Annotated in this window: 15 protein-coding genes; 2 read left to right on the top strand and 13 right to left on the bottom strand. The window is 64.7% G+C overall.

What is annotated here, in order from left to right; all coding sequences use genetic code 11:
- Nucleotides 1-247: 247 nt before the first annotated feature.
- The 4 genes from GGD61_RS17355 to GGD61_RS17370 form a co-directional block, all read right to left on the bottom strand.
- Complete coding sequence (locus GGD61_RS17355) at nt 248-1,567, bottom strand: DUF3422 domain-containing protein (protein WP_018316040.1); 1,320 nt, start codon at nt 1,565-1,567, stop codon at nt 248-250.
- Nucleotides 1,568-1,713: 146 nt separating this feature from the next.
- Nucleotides 1,714-4,026, bottom strand: coding sequence for a TonB-dependent receptor (locus tag GGD61_RS17360; RefSeq protein ID WP_183230937.1), 2,313 nt, complete (start codon nt 4,024-4,026; stop codon nt 1,714-1,716).
- Nucleotides 4,007-5,086 (bottom strand): HoxN/HupN/NixA family nickel/cobalt transporter, encoded by a 1,080-nt coding sequence (locus GGD61_RS17365; RefSeq protein ID WP_092256012.1) that lies wholly within the window; start codon nt 5,084-5,086, stop codon nt 4,007-4,009. The genes GGD61_RS17360 and GGD61_RS17365 overlap by 20 nt, the downstream gene beginning before the upstream one ends.
- A gap of 205 nt (nt 5,087-5,291) precedes the next feature.
- Nucleotides 5,292-7,217: a TonB-dependent siderophore receptor gene (locus GGD61_RS17370; RefSeq protein ID WP_244550650.1), complete on the bottom strand. Its 1,926-nt coding sequence runs from the start codon at nt 7,215-7,217 to the stop codon at nt 5,292-5,294.
- Nucleotides 7,218-7,896: 679 nt separating this feature from the next.
- Here GGD61_RS17370 and GGD61_RS40225 point away from each other — a divergent pair.
- Nucleotides 7,897-8,073 (top strand): hypothetical protein, encoded by a 177-nt coding sequence (locus GGD61_RS40225; RefSeq protein ID WP_210311099.1) that lies wholly within the window; start codon nt 7,897-7,899, stop codon nt 8,071-8,073.
- 97 nt (nt 8,074-8,170) lie between these two features.
- Here the strand turns inward: GGD61_RS40225 and GGD61_RS17375 are convergent, their stop codons facing one another.
- The 9 genes from GGD61_RS17375 to GGD61_RS17415 all read right to left on the bottom strand — a co-directional run bounded on the left by GGD61_RS17375 (nt 8,171) and on the right by GGD61_RS17415 (nt 18,228).
- The gene (locus tag GGD61_RS17375; protein ID WP_092256021.1) at nt 8,171-9,670 is read right to left on the bottom strand and encodes a tripartite tricarboxylate transporter permease; all 1,500 of its coding nucleotides are present in this window, start codon (nt 9,668-9,670) and stop codon (nt 8,171-8,173) included.
- Between the two features lie 12 nt (nt 9,671-9,682).
- A complete protein-coding gene (locus tag GGD61_RS17380; protein WP_092256024.1) occupies nt 9,683-10,150 on the bottom strand; it encodes a tripartite tricarboxylate transporter TctB family protein in 468 nt (155 codons plus the stop codon).
- Entirely contained in the window at nt 10,147-10,953 is an 807-nt protein-coding gene (locus GGD61_RS17385) for a carboxymuconolactone decarboxylase family protein (protein ID WP_092256027.1), read from the bottom strand. Before GGD61_RS17385 ends, GGD61_RS17380 begins: the two co-directional genes overlap by 4 nt.
- Nucleotides 10,954-10,966: 13 nt before the next feature.
- Nucleotides 10,967-11,740 carry an SDR family NAD(P)-dependent oxidoreductase gene (locus tag GGD61_RS17390; RefSeq protein ID WP_026201585.1) on the bottom strand — a complete coding sequence of 258 codons (774 nt, stop codon included), beginning with the start codon at nt 11,738-11,740 and terminating at the stop codon, nt 10,967-10,969.
- A gap of 11 nt (nt 11,741-11,751) precedes the next feature.
- Nucleotides 11,752-12,780, bottom strand: coding sequence for an acyl-CoA dehydrogenase family protein (locus tag GGD61_RS17395; RefSeq protein ID WP_092256030.1), 1,029 nt, complete (start codon nt 12,778-12,780; stop codon nt 11,752-11,754).
- Complete coding sequence (locus tag GGD61_RS17400) at nt 12,780-13,991, bottom strand: acyl-CoA dehydrogenase (RefSeq protein ID WP_092256032.1); 1,212 nt, start codon at nt 13,989-13,991, stop codon at nt 12,780-12,782. Before GGD61_RS17400 ends, GGD61_RS17395 begins: the two co-directional genes overlap by 1 nt.
- A 57-nt stretch (nt 13,992-14,048) precedes the next feature.
- A complete protein-coding gene (locus GGD61_RS17405; RefSeq protein WP_092256035.1) occupies nt 14,049-15,266 on the bottom strand; it encodes an ABC transporter substrate-binding protein in 1,218 nt (405 codons plus the stop codon).
- A 63-nt stretch (nt 15,267-15,329) separates the two neighbouring features.
- The gene (locus GGD61_RS17410; RefSeq protein ID WP_092256037.1) at nt 15,330-17,456 is read right to left on the bottom strand and encodes an acetate--CoA ligase family protein; all 2,127 of its coding nucleotides are present in this window, start codon (nt 17,454-17,456) and stop codon (nt 15,330-15,332) included.
- A 1-nt stretch (nt 17,457) separates the two neighbouring features.
- On the bottom strand, nt 17,458-18,228 hold the full coding sequence (locus GGD61_RS17415) for an enoyl-CoA hydratase/isomerase family protein (RefSeq protein ID WP_092256041.1): 771 nt from the start codon (nt 18,226-18,228) through the stop codon (nt 17,458-17,460).
- A 188-nt stretch (nt 18,229-18,416) separates the two neighbouring features.
- Here GGD61_RS17415 and GGD61_RS17420 point away from each other — a divergent pair, with 188 nt between their 5' ends.
- Nucleotides 18,417-19,397, top strand: a complete 981-nt coding sequence (locus GGD61_RS17420; protein WP_177237086.1) for a tripartite tricarboxylate transporter substrate binding protein — start codon at nt 18,417-18,419, stop codon at nt 19,395-19,397.
- The last annotated feature ends 6 nt before the right edge of the window (nt 19,398-19,403 follow it).

Consider the following 19,403-nt stretch of genomic DNA (forward strand, 5'->3'; position numbering starts at 1 on the left):
AGTCGCCCCTCTTGGGTGAGCCGGGATGGACGACACATACGCCGAAACCGAATTTCGGTAAAGTGGAATATTTTTAGCGAAGCGGATTGACAGAGGGCGACACAGGCTCGGCCCCGGAGCCCGGATGAGCGTAGCGACATCCGGGATCGGCGCGGGTCGCGGCACAGCGATGGGCGCAGACGCGCGGAACCTGTTCAGCGACATCGAGCCGGACAGCGCGGGAGCGCAAGGGCTCTCGTTTGCGCCCTCAGTCGTGAGCGCCGGACATTTCGTCGTGCTTCAAGTGCCGCCTGCGGATATTGCGGGTGACGATCCAGACCACCGCCACGGCGACCGGCACGAAGATCGCGGTTGCAAGCGAAGGCTCGACATGCAGGCCGCCGTCATGGGCACCCTTGGCGAGGTAGCCGAACAGGCTGACGACGTAATAGCCGATGGCCGCCACCGACAAGCCTTCGACCGTGCTCTGTAGCCTCAATTGCAATCGGGTGCGCTCATCCATCGAGCGCAGCAGATCGCGATTCTGCTCCTCGAGCTCGACATCGACGCGTGTGCGCAACAGATCGGCCGCGCGCGCGAGCTTGATCGACAGATCGGCCTGCCGGTCCTCCATCGTCGCGCAGGTGCGCATCGCAGGTGCCATGCGGCGGGCGAGGAAGGAGGACCAGGTCGGATAGCCCGCGATCTCGCCGCCTTCGATCACGGCGAGGCGCGCCTGCACGATGTCGTTGTAGGCGCGGCTGGCGCCGAACCGAAACGAGCTGCCGGCAGCTCCCCTTTCCAGCGAAGCCGCCAATGCGGTCAGTTCCGTCAGGAGATGATTGTTGAGCTTGAGATCCTCGGCGCCCTGCATCTCCTCGAGCACTTCGACGAGCCGCCTACCGATATGATCGACAGCGGGCGCAAGCTCAAGCGCGGCGGGCAGACCGAGCAGCGCCAGCGTGCGATAGGTCTCGATCTCCAGCACACGCTGCACGAGGGCACCGAGCCGGCCGGGCGAGAGGCCGTCGTTGCAAACGAGAATGCGGACGAAGCCCTGATCGTCCGTGCGAAAGTCGGATGCGACGACGGCAGGTCCGCTGCGGACCGCGGCAATGGCGAGACTGCCTCTCTCGAACAGCTGCTGCGCACGCTCCAGCGCCGCCGAAGTCTGCTCGACCTCGAGCTTGACGGCGACCAGCAATTGGCCGGATTGGCGCAGAGACCGGATCAACGCGGCCGACTCTTCACCGATCTCGCCGAACCGGCGCGCGGGCGTCTGCGGGCTGCTCAGGATCCAGGTGAAGGTGCTGAACTCCGAGTGTTGCTCCCAGCGGAGCTGGGTGTCACCGATCATCACCTGATGATGCTTGGTTCCGGCGTCCGGCGGCGCCTGGCCGTGCGACATGCAGAATGCCACGAAGCTCTGCCGGTCCGCCTCAGCGACCTCGCCCTGGCCGAGAAAGGCAAAGCGCAGCACCGTGACCGGCGCTGTCAGCCGGGTGAATGGGCGGGCATGCACCTCGGCCAGCACCGCACCACGCTGCGGGTGCAGTTCGAAGTCGGCGAGATCGAGGTCACGGTTCATCGACGGTCCCCCTGCTGGGCTTTCAGGCCGCGATGTGTCGCCAACCTCGCCGTTCACTACCACAACACACCTCGCCTGCAACGCATCGCGCGTTGCGGGACCATTTTTTCGCGCGGAGACTCTCGCGGCCCATGGCCTGCCGCGACCTAGAACGTCCCGGCGATGGTAAGACGGAACGTCAACGGCTCCACGGGGTGCAGCACGTAGTCCATCACGCCGTTCTGACAGACTGAAGTTGGCGCAGTGCCCGATATGCAGAGGTTGTAAAGCGTATCGGTCTTGAGCAGGGAGCCATAGGCATAGCTGATCTGGTTCGCCCTCGTGTTGAAGAGGTTCAGCACGTCGAGCTGAAGGTGCCAGCCATTGTCGATGCGATAGCCAAGGCGGCCGTTGAAAATGCTGGTCGCAGAGGAACGGAATGCGTTGTCCTCCGTCAGCGGGCTCGACGCCAGATAGCGCCAGCGCAAGGTTCCGAACCAGCCGGTCCTCTCGCCCAGCGTGACGCCTGCCGATGCCACCATCGCCGGCGCGTTCGGAATGTAGTTGCCGGGCGCGTTACCGATCTGCGCCTCGGGATAGCCGGCGAGCGAGGCATAGACGTCCGCCTGCTCGCTGTCATAGCCGCGGAAGCGTGCATGAGTCATTGCGAGATCGGCATCGATGTCGATCCAGGATCTGGGCCGGTAGTGGTTGGTCCATTCGAAGCCGTAGCGGCGGCTGGCGCGGGTTGCCGACGTGTCCCCGGCATCGCCGGAGAACAGGATCTCGGAATCCTGATCCAGCATGAGGACGCTGAGCGAGGTGTCGAGGCCGGGAACGATCCTGCTGCGCACGCCGACCTCTGCACCCCTGGTGCGCACCAGGAGCGGCGATGGCGTCAGCCTCGTCGCGGGATCGCTGGGATCCTCCGTCGTGGTCGCGCCGCGGGCGTCGTTGGAGTGCATGCCGTAGCCGGCGCCGAAGAAGAATTCGGTCTGGTTGAACGGGCCGAGCACCATCCTGAATTTCGGGCTGCCGAGCGCGGCGTCGGTGCGGCCGGAGTTGTTGGCATTGAACCGCGAGGTGACGTCGGCGGCATAATAGTCGCCGCGCCATCCCACCGTCGTCCTGAGCCAATCGGTCCATCTCACTGTGTTTTCGGCATAGACGCCGACGCTGCCCTCGCCGACCTTGTCGCTGCGAATGTTGGCGAGGAAGCCGCGCTGGAAAGTGTTGGTGAGCGCGAGATCGATCGCATCATAGCGCGACTGCAGGCCAAAGGTGGTCTGCATCGGCAAGCCCGCCAACGAGCCGTTCAGCGTGCGCGAGATGTTGGCGCCCGCCATCAGGCGATCGTCGTGCTGGTGGAACTGGTCGCCGAGCACGGGATCGCTGAGGAAGTAGGTGAAATTGTTGAAGAGGTCGAGCTGGCTCTTCACGACATAGGCGTTGGCTTGCCAGGAGCCGAGGTCGTCGCTCTGCGCGATGCGGCCCGAGAGCGCGAAACGGTTGGTGTTGCCGCCGTCGCTTGGATCTTCCGAGCCGAAGCGATCGAGAAAGCCGGATGCGATCGCGCGCTGCGGGACCTGGTCCGTCGAATTCCATTTGTTGGCGTAAGCCATGCCGGTGACGGAGACGCCGTCGGTCGCGGTGCCCTGGCTGTAGCGCACGAGGCCGTTGAGCTTTCGCACATTGTCCGGGTTGTCCCACGGGCCGTTGTAGGTCCCGATCTCGCCGGCCACGAGCAAGGAGCCGTCACCGACCTTCGCGGAGTCCATGCCGAGCAGACGGCGATAGCCGAAGCTGCCGGCGGTCACCTGCGCTATTCCCCTGGTGCGGTCGATCAGACCGATATGGACGCTGCCGGCCGAAGCGAAATCGCCTTCGTCGGCGAAGTACGGCCCCTTGCGCGCGTCCACTGCGGCGATGGTTTCCGGGATCAGCCAGTTGAGATCGGCATAGCCCTGGCCGTGCGCGTGGGTGCGCATGTTCACGGGGACGCCGTCGACAGTGATGGCAAGGTCGGTACCGTGGTCGAGATTATAGCCGCGCAGGAAATACTGGTTGGCTTTGCCCTCGCCGGAATGCTGCGTCACGATGAGACCCGGCACGGCTTCGAGCGCTTCGCCCGGCCGCGTGAAAGGGCGTGCATTGATCTCCTCGCCCGCGACGGAGATCTCGCTGGCCATGCCAAGCTGACCCTTTGCACCCGAGGCGACGCTGCGCACATCCGACGCTTGCGCCGCTGCCGGATACGCGGGGATGCGGTGGTCGGCCGGGGACGGCTTGCCGGCCCGGCGCGATGCGACCGGCTTCTTGCGCCCCGCCGTCTCGCCGCGGCCGACCTGGATTGCCGGCAGCTCGCGTGAGGTGCTCTCGCCCTGCGCCAAAGCGCGGCCATCATCCGCGAGCAGCACCAGGACCGAGAGTGTCGTCAGCGCGCCGCCGCCACGAAAGGGCTCATGCCGCTTCGGTTGCATCGGCGCATGCCAGAGCTTTCGTCGCGGCCCGGTGCCGGCCGTCCGCAAAGATGCGGCGATAGAGCACGACCGAGACGAGCCAGGCGATTGCAAACAGCGCGATCACGGCAAAGCCGACATTGGCGAGCGACTCGTTGAGGCCCTCGACCAGCGTCCACATCCCTCCGGACAAGTCGAGCCGGTCGGCGATCAGCCCGAGCGCCTCGATACCGCCGATGAACAGCGCGACCGCCACGGAGGCGCCGGTGATCGTGAGGTTGTACCAGAGCTTTCGCAAGGGATCGACGAAGGCCCATCGATAGGCGCTCACCATCAGCGCGGAGTCGGCGGTGTCGACCAGCGCCATGCCCGACGCGAACAGTGCAGGGAAAACCAGCACGTCGGCGATTGACGCGCCGCGCGCGGCTTCGGTTGCTGAGATGCTGAGCAGGCCGATCTCGGTCGCCGTGTCGAAGCCCAGCCCGAACAGGAAGCCGAGCGGATACATGTGCCAGGGTTTTGTGACCAGGCGGAACAGCGGTCCGAGCAGTCGCGCGAGGAAGCCGCGGTTGGCGAGCATCGTCTCAAGACCCTCGGCGTCGTGAACCCCCTGCTCCCGCGCCGCGCGAAACGTCCGCCACAGGCCGGCGAAGATGACGAGATTGATGGCCGCGATCACGAGCAGGAACAGCGCCGACACCGACGTGCCGATGAGGCCCCCGATCTCCTTGAGCAGGCTGTCGCCGCCAAGGCTCACCACGCCGAGCGCGAGCAATATGGTCGCGACCACGACTACGGTGGAATGGCCGAGCGCAAAATAGAGGCCGACGCTGCGCGGCGCGCCACCCGTCTGCATCTGCTTGCGCACGACGTTGTCGATGGCGGCGATGTGGTCGGCATCGACGGCGTGGCGCAGACCGAACACCCAGGCCAGCAGCGCAGTCGCCAGCACCGTCGGCCGATCGCCGAACAGCGCGAAGGCCCAGGCCCATGCGGCGATGTTGGCGGCGATCAGCCCCCCGAACAACACCACCGTTCCGGGCTCGACCACCCGCGAAGTCCGCCTCACCGCCTGCTCCATCCACCTGATCCCGCAGTATGACGTTTATCAAGAACCCTCATACTGGCAAGAGCAAGAGCCGCGCCACTTTTCGGCCTGGCGGCCGAAAGGGCTCACCGAGACGGAAGTCACCTCGTTGATTCAATGGAGACTTTTCTAGTCCGGCGCATCACGGCGCCGGAGCGGAATGCTGGGCTGCGTTTCACGCAAGCGAAATGCGCAACGATCACATGTCCACGGTCATCGACAGGAGATATGTGCGCGGTGCTCCCAGGAAGAACGTTCCGAACGAAGCCACGCTGGACCAGTAACTCTCACCGGTCACGTTCTGGATGTTTGCGCGGAAAACCGTCTTCTTGCCGTTGATCGCGGTGGTGTAGCGAGCGCCGAGGTCGAGCCGCGTCCACTCGGGAATCGGCTGCTTGTTCGCGGCGTCGACGAACTGCCTGCCCGTGTAGATCACGGCTCCATTCACGGTGAGCCCTCTCATCCACGGGAGGTCCCACTCCGCGCCGATATTGGCCTGTATGTTCGGAACGCCGATCGGTGTGTTGCCCACATTGGCCGCGACGGCGGTCTTGGTCAGGGTGCCGTCCAGCAGCGAAACGCCTCCGAGGATACGAACATCCGGCGTGAGCTCGCCGGATACGTTGAATTCGAGCCCGCGGACTCGTTGCTCGCCTGTCGCCGCGAAGCGCCCGGCGGACAGCTCGCCGCTCGCCTTCGATATCTCGAAAGCGCTGAAGGTGGTTGCAACCCGGCCAAAATCCACTTTGATGCCGGCCTCGTACTGCTTGGCGACGTAAGGCTGCAGCACTTCGCCAAAGTTGGACGCGTTCTGAGGAGCCACGTCGCCCCGGGCGAGACCTTCGACGTAGTTCGCGTACAGGGAAATATTATCCACGGGCCGGACGACGAGGCCGACCACAGGGGTGACCGCGCTCTTGTCATAGGACGACGTCAGTGTCCCGACGTTGGAGAGGTAGTTGTGCGCCTCAATGCCCTGGCGCCGGACGCCCAAAGTCAGCAGGACGCGCTCATCGAGCACGGACAAGGTGTCGGCAATCGAGAGCCCGGTAAGCTCGCTGTCCGAGAGCCGGGGGCGGTCGCTGATCTCGTTCGCGAACTGCGTCGGCGCGACAGTGGGACTGTAGATGTTCGAGGTGACCAGACTGCCATTGGTGAGCCGCCGGTGCAGCGCGTCGTGATAGACCGAGGCCTGGAAGGCGACTGCATGGTGGACGAAGCCGGTATCGAAGCGGGCGCGAACACCGCCATCATATGTAGTTCGATCGATGCTGAGGCCGAAGTACTGGGGCGTTGAGGTCGTATTGCCGCTCGTGCTGACGATGGTCGGAAGACCGAAGAACCGCTCGACGTTGGTCTTGGAGCCGCCGACGTCCGCGAACAGCGTGACCTGCTCGGTGAGATCGTACTCGGTCCGCAGCAAGGCGGACTGGTCGTTGATGCGCGACCATTCCCAGGGCTGGGTCACGTTCAGCTTGCCGTCCGGCGCCTTCGGCACCTGCAGGCCGGGAGCCATCAGAAAGGGACGTGACGGCGCGTCGAACCGATCGGTCTGGGCGATGAGATAGAGCCAGGATCTGAACCGTTCGCCTTGATAGTCGAGCGCCAGCGATCCGACACCTGTCGTCTCGGACTGGCGGTCGATGGGCGTGTCGCCGCCGCGGACGCTTCCGCTGGCGCGTACGCCCCATTCCTTGCCATCGCCGTAGCGCCTCGCAACATCCCAGTGACCGCCGAAACGTGCGGTCGAGCCGTAGCTCGCGGTCAAGCGGGTCAAATCCTCTTCCGCGCGCTTGGGCACGACATTGATGACGCCGCCAACGCCGCCATTGGGCGCCATGCCCGAGAGCGCGGCCGAGGGACCCTTGAGCACTTCGATGCGCTCGACGTAGTCCGTGAAGATCCGATATGTCGGCGCGATTCCGTAAAGGCCCTCGAAGGCGAACTCGCCGTTATTGCCTTCGTTGATCGGAAAGCCGCGTATGTTGAAGGAATCGACGATACCGCCGGTCGGATGGGAACTTCGCACGGAGGGATCGAGGATCAGGGCATCCGCACCCGTTGCCGCCTGCTGATCCCGAATGAGCTTGTCCGTGTAGCTCGTCACGCTGAACGGTGACTTCATGGTGTTGGTATTTCCGAGCATCCCCAGTCGTGCGCCTTGAGCGACCTGCCCGCCGGCAAATGGCGGGACGACAGCCGGTTGCGATTGCACTGCGACCGTCGGGGCTTGCGGGGCGCGCCGTGAGGTCGATCGGACCCGCGCGTCGTTTCGCCTGGTTGGCGCACGGCGAACCGACTGTTGCGTCGGGGCTTCGACAGTCACGGGCGGAAGGGAATTACCGCCCTGGGACGTTTGGGATTGAGCAGGCGATTCGAACCACGTCAACCACGCCACACCACCCAGCAGCGCCGCACCGAAGCGAGCTACCGTCTTATCCCCACCCGCACGTCGCATTCCAGAAAGTCCTTCATCAATAGTGCGCAGCCCGCCGTGAAGCGGCTTCCGCGTCTGGCCAGCAACGACCATGGATCGAAGAGCAGCTCTTCGTATCCGAGCTCGGCCGGCATGCATGGCCCGTCAATCAGTTGCTCTGCAGACGCGCACGCGCGTTTGCTGCCTTCGTCTTGGCGGCAACATTCGAATGTCAGCGATCTGCATCGCCTCTTTAAAAAGACGCCATTGTGACGGCAACGCAAATGCGTGCGCGCGACTTAGAATGCCTCGATCATCGCCAACCGGGAGGAGAATGTCTGGAACGATTCAAATGCGCTTTCGATGATTGCAGATCGGTGCGGTCAAAATGCCGCAGGAAGATTCGCCGGGAGTGCGGTCGTCAGGAATGCTTCGGCGCCATCACTTCGTTGCTGTGGCCTTTATTGCGACGACATCTGCCGCTGACGCGCTCGATCTCAGCGAGATCATGATCCGGCTGATGGTGGCTGCAATGCCGATACGTCTGGGGTCGCGACAGGACTGACGGGGCTGCTCAGGTCGGCGAAAATTGCCGAGCGTTGCGACATTCTGGTTGTGAGACGCGCGATGTTGAGCTGGTGGATCCGGCTGGTGCCCTCATCTCATTCCTGCAGCGCCTCCTCGCGCCGCGCCCGGATCGTGGGTAGCATGATCAGGATAATCGCGATGGCGGCCGCGGCCAGGAGGCTCGCCGAGAGCGGCGATGTGAGCAGCACGGTGACGTCGCCGCGCGACAGCACCATGGCACGGCGAAAATTCTCCTCGATGGCAGGGCCCAGAACCAGCCCCAGCAGCAGCGGCGCCGCCGGCAATTGCAGCTTGATCAGGACGTAGCCGAACACGCAGAACATTGCGGCCTCGTAGACCTCGAATGTTCCGCTGTTGATGGAATAGACGCCGATCGAACAGAACACCATGATCGCCGGAAACAGATATCGGTAAGGAATGGTGAGCAGCTTCACCCACAGCCCGACGAGCGGAAGATTGAGGATCAGCAGCATCAGATTGCCGACCCACATCGAGACGATGAGGCCCCAGAACAGGGTCGGGTTCTTCGTCATCACCTCCGGGCCCGGGTGGATGTTGTGGATGTTCATGGCGCCGACCATCAGGGCCATCACGACGTTGGAGGGAACGCCGAGCGTCAGCAGCGGAATGAACGAGGTCTGCGCGCCTGCGTTATTCGCCGATTCAGGCCCTGCAACGCCTTCGATGGCTCCTTTGCCGAACTGCTCGGGATGCCGCGACAGCTTCTTCTCGAGCGTATAGGACGCAAAGGACGAGAGCACCGCACCGCCGCCGGGCAGGACGCCCAGCAACGTGCCCAGGGCCGTACCGCGCAGCATCGCCGGCACCATGCGGCGGAAGTCGTCGCGGGTCGGAAACAGATTGGTGATCTTCTGGGTGACCAGCGACAGCTTGTCGTCCTGCTCGAGATTCTTGACGATCTCGGCAAAGCCGAAGATGCCCATCGCCAACGGCACGAAATCGAGACCGTCGAACAGCTGGGGAATGCCGAAGGCAAAGCGCTGGCTGCCGCTGTTCAGATCGGTGCCGACGAGGCTGAGGAGCATGCCGAGCACGACCATGCCGATGCCCTCGATGAACGGGCCGCTCGACAGCACCGAGGCGAGGATCAGCCCCAGGATCATGAGCGCAAAGAATTCCTTTGGGCCAAACAGCAGCGCCGTCGCGGTCAGCGGGCCTGCAAGGGCGGCCAGCGCGAGCGTGGCCACGCATCCTGCAAAAAACGAGCCGATGGCAGCGGTGGCGAGCGCGACGCCGGCGCGGCCCTGCTTCGCCATCTGGTAGCCATCGATCGTGGTCACCACAGAGGAGGACTCGCCGGGCAAATTGACGACGATGGCAGTGGTCGAGCCGCCGTATTGCGCGCCGTAATAGATTCCGGCGAGCATGATCAGCGCGGCGTCCGGCGGCAGCGCATAGGTGATCGGCAGCAACATCGCGATGGTTGCGAGCGGGCCGAGGCCGGGAAGCACGCCGATCAAGGTCCCGAGCAGACATCCGAAGAAGGCGTAGAGCAGGTTGGCGGGCTGGGCGGCGGTCGCAAAGCCGATCGCCAGATTGTGGACGAGATCCATCGATCGGCCCGTTCAGTTGAGAAGGGACGGCCAGACGGGCAGCTGCAACCCGAGACCGTAGACGAAGACGGCAAGACACAGCGCAATCAGCACCGCCGCATTCGCCAGCGCGCCTGTCCAGGTGAACTCTGAGCTGGCCCGGCTCGACACCATGATCAGCACGAACAAGGCGCCGACCAGACCGAGCGGAAACAGCAAGGCTGCGAACAGGACCACGGACCCGGTCACCCAGGCGAGCCCCTTGAAATCCCATTTGCGCAGCAGCTGCCGTTCCGCGGCGGGCTTCATGGCACTGAGAATCACGACGAGGCCGATGGCAGCGAGCACGATCGCGAGCAGGCGCGGGAAATAGCCCGGCCCCATTCGCGCGACCGTGCCCGCGGGGTAGCCGAGCGCCGCCACGAAGAAGAAGATTGCAAAGGCGAGGAACAGGGCGCCGGACGCGAAGGCCCTGTGATTGCGGATCGCCAATCCCTTCATGCTCGCTCTCCCTCGCCCGGCCCTTCCCCGCTTGTGCCGGCCATCGACGAACGCTCATCGAGGGCTTCCATCAGAACCGGCATGCCGATGGCGCAGGCATGAACGCCTAGATGCGCGGTCATCTGGAGAACCTGAAGCATCTCTCGCTGGCCGATGCCGAGCCGCAGGGCCCGTTTGATCTGCACACGCAGCCCTTGCGGGTTGAGCGCTGTGAAGCAGGCGTTCAATGCGATCGAGATCAGACATTGCGACCGCTGGTCGAGGCCCTCCCCGGCCGCTCCGCCCGCGAGGAGATCGAACAAGAGGGCAAAATAGCCGGGATCACGTCGCAGCCACTGCTCGCAGAAGTCAGGCCAATCGCCGAACCGCGCGACATAGGCATCCCGCAGCACCCTCTGCTCGTCGGAGAGCTCGCCTTGATCGACCTCCAGGCCCGCGCTTGCCAGTTCTTCCGCGAGAATGCCGACGCCGACGTTGCAGCCGTCGAGCCCCTGGGCCGTTGCGAGACGGAATACATCGACGATCTCCCGCGCCGACGCTCCCTCCTGAAGCGCGAGGCGGAGGTGCAGTGCGAGCCCTGAGCGGAACAGATGCGTCGCTGAGCCATCGAGCGCGACGTAGATCAGCTCCCGCATCTTGGGCGACAGCGGCCCCTTCTCCGCGGCGTAGCCCGCATACTTGCCATAGGTCTGAAGAAATTCGGGATCGAGGCGCAGCAGGCCTTCCGTCCAGGGCCGCCAATAGCCGCGCGCCTTGATATAGGCCTCTTTCAGGACCTGCTGTTCCGGCGTCAGACTGGACATGGCGATCGCACCGTCAGGCAATGTTGGTGAGGGTGATCCCGCCGTCGACGGTGAGCACCTGTGCCGAGATGAATCCGCTGTCGTCGCCGGCGAGGAAACAGATCGCCTTGGCGATGTCGTCGACCGTGCCGAGCCGCCCCAGCGGCGTTCGCGCGATCCGGCGCGCATCGAGCTCGGCGTTGCGGTTGCGCATGGTTCCCTCGGTCGGAATCGCCGAGGGCGCCACTGCGTTGACACGGATGTTGCGCTCCCCGAGCTCCGCCGCGGCTGCGCGTGTGATGCCCATGACGCCGGCCTTGATGCCGCTGTAGACGATGCTGTTCTTGGCCGAAAGCAGACCGGCCACCGAAGCGACGTTGACGATCGCGCCGCCACGTTCGGCATCCATGACTTCCGCGGCCGCCTGGATACCCCACATCACCGACTTGAAGCCGATATTGAGCATGCGCTCGACGGTCTCCGGCGCGATGTCGGCGACCGATTGATAACGGACCCAGGCTGCGTTGTTGACGAGGATGTCGAACCGTCCCTGCCGCTCCGCCACTCCAAGCACCGCCTGCCGCATGCCGTCGCGACTGGACACGTCCTGCGTAACGGCCAACGCCTCGCCGCCGGAGGCCTTGATCGCATCGACCGTGCCGTTCACGAATTCCGGCTTCAGATCATTGACGCCGACAATCGCGCCGCGTGAGGCCAATTTGAGCGCAGTCGCACGGCCGATGCCGTTTCCGGCACCGGTGACGAGTGCAACGCGGCCCGCGAGCGTCTGATCCCTGGTCTCGGTCATGGTCATCTCCTTCATGCTCCTGCCTCAGTGAACGGAGCAATTTCCGATACGTAACGGCGGCCAAATGCGCTGATCAGGCCGCTGGCATCGCCCTGCGCTTGCAGCGTGCGGATCCGGCGCAAATGACGATGCACCGGAATGTCCCAGGTGAAGCCCATACCGCCATGGATCTGCAGCGCGCCTTCGCTGATCGAGCTGCCATAGGTTGCCGCGGCCAGGAACGCCGCATCGCGCTGAACGGAACCACTCCCCTCGGACAGGCTTCGCGTGATCGCATGACGAATGCTCTCCAGTCCCAGCTTCTGTCGCGCCAGCGCATGACGAATGGCTTGATTGTAGGACAGAGCGTGACCGAACTGCCGGCGCGTCGACGCATGCTCCTGCGCCAGCGACAGGCAGGCCTCGGCAGATCCCAGGATGGCCGCGGCACGCAGTACGTTGGCGTCTGAGCTGAGCATATCCCATGTGTTCGCCGGCAGGATCGAGTCGATGGGAATGCGGACCCTCTGGAGACGCACCGCGTGTTCCGGCACAGTCAGGTCGAGGCCTGCCGCGTCTTCCACCACAACGCCTTCGGCATCGATTCTGACCAAGGCCGCAGCACCTTCGCCGATCCGGGCCAACAGATAGTCGACCTTGTCCGCGCAGGGGGCTCGCGCAACCCAGCCGCTCAGCACGACAGCTTCCCCTTCCCGCTCGGCGACAGCCTCGCCCTGCCACGCGATGGACACCAACGTCTCGCCCGAGACGATCGCGGTGGCGAGATGCGGCAGCGACTGCTGGAGCAGGCGGCCGGCAAAGAGCGTCTCGAGCAGCGGAAAGCCGAGCAGTCCGGAATGGGCGGCCGCGATCACCGGCACCGCGAAGCCGAGCGGAAGGGCAAGTCCCCCGACCTCCTCGTCCGCGATGATGCCGAGCAGTCCGTCACCGGCGAGATTGCGCGCCTGCGCCCGCATCTCCTGCCCCGCACAGGCGACGACCGCACGCGTCGCGGTTGCGGCGAATTCGGCGGGCTGAAGTCCTTCACCGGCCACGATCATCACTTGCCTCGCGAGAGCTGGAGGATCCGATCGGCGATGATGCCGAGCTGTATCTCGGTCGTGCCGGCGTAGATCGTTTCTGCGCGGGCCTGCAGATAGATCGCCTCGAACCGCCGCCGCGCCACCTTGATCGCCGCGAGCTGCGGCAACATGGCCTGCTGGAGCAGCTCCAGGGCGAGCGCGGCAAAGCGCTGATGCGATTCGCTCCAATAGAGCTTCGCAAGGCTGCCCCGCGCGCCGATCTTGTCACCGTTGACGAGCGCCTCGACGGCGGTCTCGACATGCGCTTTCAGCACCTCGATCTCGACCGCGACCTCGCCCAGCCTGACCGCGTAGTGATGATCATCGACCATCTGCGACAGCGCAGCGTCCGCCTTGCAGGCCGAAATCAGATGGCGCAGCTCGTTCTCGAAGCGCCAGGCGCGATACATGCGGTTGGTCGCACGCTCGATCTCCAGCACGCGGATCGCCGCGGCCCAGCCCTCGTCGGGCGCGCCGATCGCATCGGTCTGGGCCACCTCGACCTCGTCGAAGAAGACCTCGCAGAAGCTCTCGCGGCCATCGATCGACTTGATTGTCCGCACCCGCACGCCCTTCGCATCGAGCGGCACCGCGAACATCGCAAGGCCGCGATGGCGGTCCTCCAGCGGCCCGGTGCGGGCGAGCACGAGACAGCGTTGAGCCCGGTATGCGCCGCTGGTCCAGATTTTCTGGCCGGTGATGCGCCAGGCGTCACCGTCCCGGGTGGCGCGGGTGCGGAGCCCCGCCAGGTCGGAGCCGGCTTCGGGCTCGGAAAAACCCTGACACCAGATGTTGCGCATGTCGAGGATCGCAGGCAGGAAACGCTGCTTCTGCTCTTCGGTCCCAACTGCGAGAATGATGGGACCGGCAAGCTCCTTGCCGATCGAGTTGACGCTTTCGGGCATCGCGAGCGCACCGATCTCCTGATTGGCGATCAGGTGCTCACGCAAGGAGCGGCCGTGCCCGCCATAGGCCTGCGGCCAGGTAATGCCCGTCAGCCCGGCGCGGTACATCGCCGACTCCCAGGCAATGGACTGCTGAAGTGTGGGCGATGCGAATGCGGCGCTGTCGCTGCGGAAACTGGCGGGCAGATTGCCTTGCAGCCAGCGACGCATCGCGCCGCGATAGGCTTCACCCGTCAGGTTCTCCACCACGACGGCTTGCATCGATACCGCTTCAACCACACTCATCGCACGCTTCCTGCTTTCGTCATATCCGCCGACATGTCCTGCCCGGCCGCCTATCCTTCACTGCGACTTGAGAAGATCGCAGGCGCTTTCCGATGCCGGCCGCCATGCATCCTCGGGCGCGATCGTGCCTGTGATGTCGTAATAGTCGTAGGTGTATTTGGATTCCGCCGGAGCCTTGATGCGCGCGACATGGAGCGGTCGCATGACCTGGCCGTCAGCCCTGATGCTGACATTCTTCATTTCGAAATCGTTGATCGGCGTGTTCTTCATTTGCCGCATCACGGCGTCGCCGTCGTCGGAACTGGCGGCAGCGACCGCCTTCAGATAATGCGTGATGGCGCTGTAGGTGGCGGCCTTGCCCTCGTTGAGAAGCTGACCATTCGTCGCCTCGGCATAGCGCTTGGCAAAGGCCCGGCTCTCCGGCGTCATGTCCCAGTAGAACGGCGTCGTCAGCCGCACGTTCTGAAGATCCTTGAGACCAATTCCATGCGTCTGGCTGATCATGAGGCCGAGCGGAACAAGCAGTTGCGATTTGGTCAGCCCGAACTCCTGCGCCTGCTTGATCGCATTGGCGAAATCCGCGCCCGAATTGGCGAGCGCAATCGCCTTGGCGCCGCTGGCCTGTGCCGTCAGCAGGAACGAGGAGAGATCCGACGAGTTGAGCGGATGCAGCACCGAGCCCACCACCTTGCCGCCGCCCGCTTCGATGAACTTGGTTGCATCCGCCTGCCAGGCCTTGCCGAAGGCATAATCCACCGTCAGGAAAAACCAGCTGTCGATCCCTTGCGCGAGCAGGGCTTTCACGGTGGCCTTCGGCTGGGCATAGGTATCAACCACCCACTGCGTGGTCATCGGCGAGCATTTGTCGTTGGTGAAGAACGAGCCCGCGGTGCCGGCCAGAAGATAAGGCTTCTTGCGGTTCTTCATGATATCCTGCACGGCCAGCGCGATCGACGACGCCGAGCAGCCGACAATGGCGTCGACACCTTCATTGTCGACCCAGCGCAGCGCGATGGCGACGCCGATATCGGGCTTGTTCTGGTCGTCAGCGATCACGAGCTCGATCTTCTTGCCATTGAGCGTTCCGCCAAAGTCGCCAACCGCGAGCTTCGCCGCGGCGACCGAGCCGAGGCCGCAATTGTCCGCATAGGGGCCGTTCTGGTCGTTCATGATGCCGATCTTGACGACGTCGCCGGAGATGCCCTGTGCGGACAGCGGCGCATTCGTGAGCAGCAAGGCAATCATGCCGAGCGCAGTGATCGTCGATCTCTTCACCGTTTCCTCCTGCTTTGACGCGCTTCCTCTGGACCGGCTTCTGCCGGTTCTCTTCGTTTAGATTCAGTGTGGGACCGGCCGCTCTCCGTGCGGGATCAGCAGCGCATCGAGCGCCACGGCCCCCTCGCCCTCCGCCCGTAGCAGCAGCGGGTTGACGTCGATCTCGGCGATCTCATCGACATGCGCGGCGGCAAAACGCGACAACGCGGCAACGGCCGAGGCCGCAGCTGCGAGGTCGGCCCGCGGCCGGCCGCGCGCGCCGTCGAGCACCGCGAACGCCTTGAGCGATTTCAGCATCGCCATGGCCTGCGTCTCGCTGACCGGCGCCATCTCTACGGCGGAGTCCTGCAGGATTTCCGCGAAGATCCCGCCGAGGCCGACCATCACCACCGGTCCGAAGACGGGATCGATGCGGCTGCCCAGGATGAGCTCGGCGACGCCCTTGGCCATTGGCGCCACGATCACACCATCAATCGTTGCATGCGGCGCCCTGGTGGCGACGCGATCGCGCATCTGGGCAAAGGCCCGCCGGACCTCGGCTTCCGAGCCCAGGCCTAAGACCACACCACCGGCCTCGGTCTTGTGCGGCAGATCGGGCGAGGCAATCTTGAGCACCACGGGATAGCCGATCTCGGTGGCGGCACGCGCCGCCGCATCGACATCCTGCACGAGACGCTCGGCAAGGACAGGAACGCCGGCCTCGGCCAGCGCGCGCTTGGCTCCGAGTTCGTGGCGGAACGCATCGGTTACAAGCGGTCGTGCTCGCTCGACCGCCGCGGGCGCCTCCTGCGGGTGCTTCGACACCGCCTGCAATCGCACCAGTGCAGCGATGGTTGCGCAGCAGCCGTCGAAGCTTTCCACCGTCGGAAAGCCCAGTGCGTGCAGCTCGGTCAGCGCATCCTCAGGGCCGTCGACACACAGGATGACGGGACGGTGCGGAAACTGCGCGCGGATGTTGCGCAGCGTGTCCATATAGATGGATCGCAGGCGCGGCAGGTGCAGCGAGAACGGCAACGGCAGGATCACCGCATCAGCGCTCTCGTCCGCCACGACCGCGGACATGATCCTTTCCAGGAGATCCGGACGGCTCGACATCTGCGCCGTGGCGTCGACCGGGTTGCGGGCCGACGCGAACGGCACCAGCTCAAGAATCTGCCGCTGCGTCTCCTGTCCGAGTTCCGGCAAGGTCAGCCCAACCGCCTGTGCCGCATCCGCGAGCAGCACGCCGAAACCGCCCGACGCCGTGAGGATCGCGACGCCCGGCCCCTTCGGCAGCCGATCCGGCAGCAGGATCGATGCGGCATGACCGAGATCGATGAGTTCGTCGACGCTGCGGACGCGCACCGCACCACAACGGCCGAACAGTGCGTCGAATACGGCGTCCGCCCCCGCCATCGCTCCGGTGTGCGACGCCGCGGCGGCCTGCCCAGCCGCCGATGTCCCGATCTTCATCGCGATGACGGGCTTGCCGGCATCACGCGCCTCTTCCAGCGCCGAGATCAGGCGGCCGGCGTCACGGCAGGCTTCGAGGCAGCACAGGATGACCTTGGTGGCGGGATCACGCGCCATCCAGGCGATGCCGTCAGCGATGTCGATGTCGCACTCGTTGCCCGTCGTGATGAAGCGGCTGACGCCGACACCGCGCTCGCTGGCGAGCCGCATGGTGTAGCTGCCGAGATTGCCGCTCTGCGACACGATTCCGAGCGAGCCGGCAACCGGCATGCTGTGCTCGAGCACGATCGAAAACGTCGCGATGCTCTTCTCGGCGATGCTGACCGCGCCGAGGCAGTTCGGCCCCAGCAGGCGCATGCCGCCATTACGCGCGGCGACGCGCAGCCGCTCCTGCATCGCGCGGCCCTGCTGGCCGAGCTCGGCAAAACCGGACGAGAACACGACGACGCTGCGGACGCCACGCGCGGCGCACTGCTCCACGGCCTCGCCCGCGCGCTCCGCGTCAACCGCGATGATGGCGAGATCCGGCGCCTCCGGCACCTCGGCAACGGAAGCATAGGCCTTCAGGCCCTGCACCATCGCGGCCTTCGGGTTGACCGGATAGATGCGGCCTGCGTAGCCGTGGCGACGCAACAGATCGACCGGCCGGCCGCCGATCTTGGTCGCCTCTTGCGAGGCGCCAATGATCACGATCGAACGCGGCGACATCAGCGCGTCGAGACCTTCTCCCGGCCGCATCTCAGCGCCCCTTGAACACCGGTGCGCGCTTCTCCAGGAACGCCATCCGCGCTTCCTTGGCGTCTTCCGTCTTCGACAGCGCCATGGTGATGTTCTGCTCGAAGCGATAAGCGTCGCGCGGCGGCATCAGCTCGACCATGTTCGCCGCGTTCTTGGCGTATTCCATCGCGATCGGGCTCTTGGACGCGATCTCCCGAGCGAGCTTCATCACTTCGGGGATCAGGTTTTCCTTGGTCGTGCAGGCCTCGATGATGCCGAGGCGGTAAAGCTCGGCGGCCGGCACGCGATAGCCGGTGAAGAACATGCGGCGCATCAGCGAGCGGCCGAACAAGGTGTTCAGCATGGCCGCACCGCCGGCGAGCCCCACATTGATCTCGGGCATGCCGAACACGGCCTCTTCGCTGGCGTAGAAGATGTCGCAGGAGGCCATCAGGCCAACGCCGGCCCCCAGCGCAACGCCGTTGATGGCCGCAATGACGGGCTTTGAGCATTCGCGGATGCAATTGCCGGTCTCGCGCGTGATCCGGTTGTGGCTGTGGAACGCACCGATCTTGGTCGGATCCGGACGATCCTTCAGATCCGCGCCGCTGCAGAACACCTTTCCGGCTCCGGTCAGGATTGCGACCCTGACGTCGCTGCGCTCGGAAATCTCGTCGAACACGGCGACGATGCGGTCGCGCATCGCGCGATCGAGCGCATTCACGGGAGGCCTATTCAGCGTCACCAGCGCGATGTGGTCGGACACTTCGAGGGTGACGATATCTCCTGACATGGCTTCCTCCTGGGCTTCTGCTTGCCTGGTTTGTCTTGCTTGTTATCTCCTGACCGATCGGTCAGCTTTTCGCGGTGATAGCACCGAACGTTGCAGCTGGCAATATCCTGCCGATGTCCTATTGACCGACCGATCGGTCAGCCGATAGATTCACATGCAATCAAAGAACGACCTTGAGGAGGACTCGCATGCCCAGGATCAGCCGACGCCAGGCGGCAACTCTGATCGCCGGCGCCCTCGCCGCTCCGCTTGCCGCACCTGGCATCGTGAGAGCGCGCTCCTCTCAGACGGTTTTCATCATTGTGCCTTATGCGCCCGGCGGCTCCATCGACAGCCTGATGCGCTCGATCGCGAAGGCGATGGCGGAAAACCTGGACCAACCGGTTCTGGTCGACAACAAGCCCGGAGCCAACGGCATCGTCGGATCGCAATATGTGGCGCGCGCGCCGAAGGACGGATCGGTTCTCTTGGCCGGCGGCACCGGCCCGATTTCGCTGAACGTCCTGCTGCGCAAGAACCTGCCCTACAAGCTCGCGGATTTCGCCTCCGTCGCCATGCTCTGCAACGGCCCGCTGTCGCTGACCGTCAACGCGCGGACGCCCGTCGCCGACGTGAAGAGCTTCGTCGCCTATGCCAAAGGGCGCGACAAGCCGCTGTTCTACGCCACCCTCGGTCCGGGCAGCGTCACGCATCTGTTCGGAATCATGATGAGCAAGTCGATGGGATTTGCCGTCACCGACGTCGCCTATCGCAACAATCCGGCCTCCATCATGGAAACGCTGTCGGGAGAATGCGACCTCAATTTCGCAACGCCCGCCGCAGTCATCGAGCACGCGCGCAGCGGTCAGCTTCGCATCCTCGCGGTCTCTTCGGACAAACGCATGGCCAGCTTCCCGGAGATCCCCACCCTGGCCGAATCCGGCTATTCCGACCTGACGGCATCATTCTGGACCGCGCTGCACGCGCCTGCGGGCACGCCGCGCGATGCGACCGCGCGGCTGAACGCGGCGGCCAACGCCGCGATGCAGAAGCCCGAGATCGCAAAGCAGCTCGAGACCGACGGCCTGATCACCGATACCGGCGCACCGGACCGGCTCGACGCGCAGCTGACCAAGGATGCCGCGCTCTGGGGACCGGTGATCAAGGCGCAAAACATCGTGTTGGAATGAGGCCCG

The sequence above is a fragment of the Bradyrhizobium sp. SBR1B genome, from assembly GCF_014198205.1.
In the GTDB taxonomy this organism is placed as follows: domain Bacteria; phylum Pseudomonadota; class Alphaproteobacteria; order Rhizobiales; family Xanthobacteraceae; genus Bradyrhizobium.

Excerpts from the sequence above, each read along its gene's own strand:
- GGD61_RS17415 (WP_092256041.1), bottom strand. The coding sequence starts at position 18,228 with ATGTCAGGAGATATCGTCACCCTCGAAGTGTCCGACCACATCGCGCTG.
- GGD61_RS17365 (WP_092256012.1), bottom strand. The coding sequence starts at position 5,086 with ATGGAGCAGGCGGTGAGGCGGACTTCGCGGGTGGTCGAGCCCGGAACG.
- GGD61_RS17385 (WP_092256027.1), bottom strand. The coding sequence starts at position 10,953 with ATGTCCAGTCTGACGCCGGAACAGCAGGTCCTGAAAGAGGCCTATATC.
- GGD61_RS17395 (WP_092256030.1), bottom strand. The coding sequence starts at position 12,780 with ATGATCGTGGCCGGTGAAGGACTTCAGCCCGCCGAATTCGCCGCAACC.
- GGD61_RS17370 (WP_244550650.1), bottom strand. The coding sequence starts at position 7,217 with ATGAAGTCACCGTTCAGCGTGACGAGCTACACGGACAAGCTCATTCGG.
- GGD61_RS17410 (WP_092256037.1), bottom strand. The coding sequence starts at position 17,456 with ATGCGGCCGGGAGAAGGTCTCGACGCGCTGATGTCGCCGCGTTCGATC.
- GGD61_RS17360 (WP_183230937.1), bottom strand. The coding sequence starts at position 4,026 with ATGCAACCGAAGCGGCATGAGCCCTTTCGTGGCGGCGGCGCGCTGACG.
- GGD61_RS17390 (WP_026201585.1), bottom strand. The coding sequence starts at position 11,740 with ATGACCGAGACCAGGGATCAGACGCTCGCGGGCCGCGTTGCACTCGTC.
- GGD61_RS17375 (WP_092256021.1), bottom strand. The coding sequence starts at position 9,670 with ATGGATCTCGTCCACAATCTGGCGATCGGCTTTGCGACCGCCGCCCAG.
- GGD61_RS17420 (WP_177237086.1), top strand. The coding sequence starts at position 18,417 with ATGCCCAGGATCAGCCGACGCCAGGCGGCAACTCTGATCGCCGGCGCC.
- GGD61_RS17380 (WP_092256024.1), bottom strand. The coding sequence starts at position 10,150 with ATGAAGGGATTGGCGATCCGCAATCACAGGGCCTTCGCGTCCGGCGCC.
- GGD61_RS17355 (WP_018316040.1), bottom strand. The coding sequence starts at position 1,567 with ATGAACCGTGACCTCGATCTCGCCGACTTCGAACTGCACCCGCAGCGT.
- GGD61_RS17400 (WP_092256032.1), bottom strand. The coding sequence starts at position 13,991 with ATGAGTGTGGTTGAAGCGGTATCGATGCAAGCCGTCGTGGTGGAGAAC.
- GGD61_RS40225 (WP_210311099.1), top strand. The coding sequence starts at position 7,897 with ATGCCGCAGGAAGATTCGCCGGGAGTGCGGTCGTCAGGAATGCTTCGG.